This is a genomic window from Shewanella sp. 10N.286.54.B9 (genome assembly GCF_041468565.1).
Lineage (GTDB): Bacteria > Pseudomonadota > Gammaproteobacteria > Enterobacterales > Shewanellaceae > Shewanella.
In genome coordinates, this window is record NZ_JBFRIY010000020.1 from 1 (window position 1) to 1749 (window position 1749).

The window sequence follows — 1749 nt, forward strand, 5'->3', positions numbered from 1 at the left end:
CCAAATTTGTCTGGAAACCATAGAGCTGTGGTCCCACCTGATCCCATTCCGAACTCAGAAGTGAAACACAGTATCGCCGATGGTAGTGTGGGGTTTCCCCATGTGAGAGTAGGTCATTTCCAGGCGCCTAATACGAGAAAGCCCGTTGCTAATGCAACGGGCTTTTTCACGTCTGCAATTTGACTTATCTAGTTGTTACACTAATGAGCTATCCCGAGCTTGTACTATCTTGATTATTGCATCCTTGGGAATTGATCTTGGGTTACTCTATTCCCTGTATTTGACCGCCAAGGTGTGGATGTCTTACTTCTATGAAACACAATAGATCATACAGAAGTACATAATCGGCACTCCTCACACCGATGTGAGGCGTAGATCTAGTATCGCGATAGCAAAAGTGTAAGCTGTAAATTGCTCGTCCGTTTACTAGAACCCCCAAATCCTTGTTGGTTTCTGTGCATGCAGTGCTTTGGCATAGATACCCATGTGTTCTTTCGAGACAATACTTAGTAGGCCATTGGTAAAAGTTTATTTAGGAACTCAGTCTGCCATTAGATAGTGGGTTTTCTTATCTCTATTATTTGAAGTTTTAGTTGCTACGATGGTGGCTTAGCTATTGCGTAGGGCTGTATTGATGGTAGTGAGATTTATGTGTACATGTATGAATGAGTTATTTCTAACGACCAATAGTTTATTACTCTAATTTCGAAAGAAATGCGATAAAGCTCTTCGCTAATGTAAAGTGCTTATATGTCTCGTAAGCTCGACGGCTAGAGCAGATTGAAGATTGAGTTTCAGTGTCGATTATCGATGACTAAGGTATACCGAGTATTATGTGAGTATAGCGTTTAGGTTCAGGCTTAATAGTGATGGGTGAACGTTAGCACTATAGTTAAGGGGGGATCTACTATCCACATGGCGCTATGAAAGTCGACATTTATCGAATTGCTAATCAATAGATCGAAATATCCGAGATTAGAGTGTGAACGTATCTAGTTAGTGACGATTTTTGTGCATGATTCGTTGGTGAGCGATAAGTACAATTTTTTAATCTGGGGATATAGCGCTACTAATCTATGAAAGAAAGAATCTAACGCTCTGGACATATTGCTTCTCTCGGCGAGCGATATTTATGGAAATTGCGAGAAGGCAGATGAAATAGAGTTTAGTTATTAGGTGGTGTATTGCCATTTTTTAGAAGCTATTCGGCATTTAAGAGATAAATCAATTATTGCCTGAGGTGCTTTTATTGCTTTAATCTCTAGGGCTCGAAAAGCTGATATCTATAAATCTAAGCTGCTAATTCGGTTTAACTAATCCATTGTCAGTCATTTTATATAAGTAGCCATGACTGACGCAGCTATCCAGAGTTTTAGAAGACTAAATTAAGTTAAGAGTATTTGCAGTAAATGTAGTGCAAGTTCTTAATACTGTACTAGACTCATTATCCCGCTTTGAAGTTCCAGGTTTAAACATTGCGCTGTATTGTGGATAAAGTTGGGGGTAAGTAGTGTGTATGATGTGTCTTATCTGTGGCTTTTAAAAAAGGTTGTTTTAATTGATAAAAGCGCTTGCGCTCTGTCAGGATTTCCCTATAATGCGCATCCACTGACACGGCACAGCAGGCCAACTACTTAGGTAGTACGGGACTTGCAGCGGTGTTAGAGAGGTTAACTTCTTCGGAAATTAACCTCAGGTGACAAACGCTTTAAGGGCTTCGGGTAGTGACTTCTGCTTAAGAAATCATCG

General features: G+C 40.1%; 1 rRNA gene. It reads left to right on the plus strand.

What is annotated here, in order from left to right:
* Positions 1-9 precede the first annotated feature (9 nt).
* Positions 10-125 (plus strand): 5S ribosomal RNA (gene rrf / locus AB4135_RS07790).
* Positions 126-1749: the final 1624 nt, after the last annotated feature.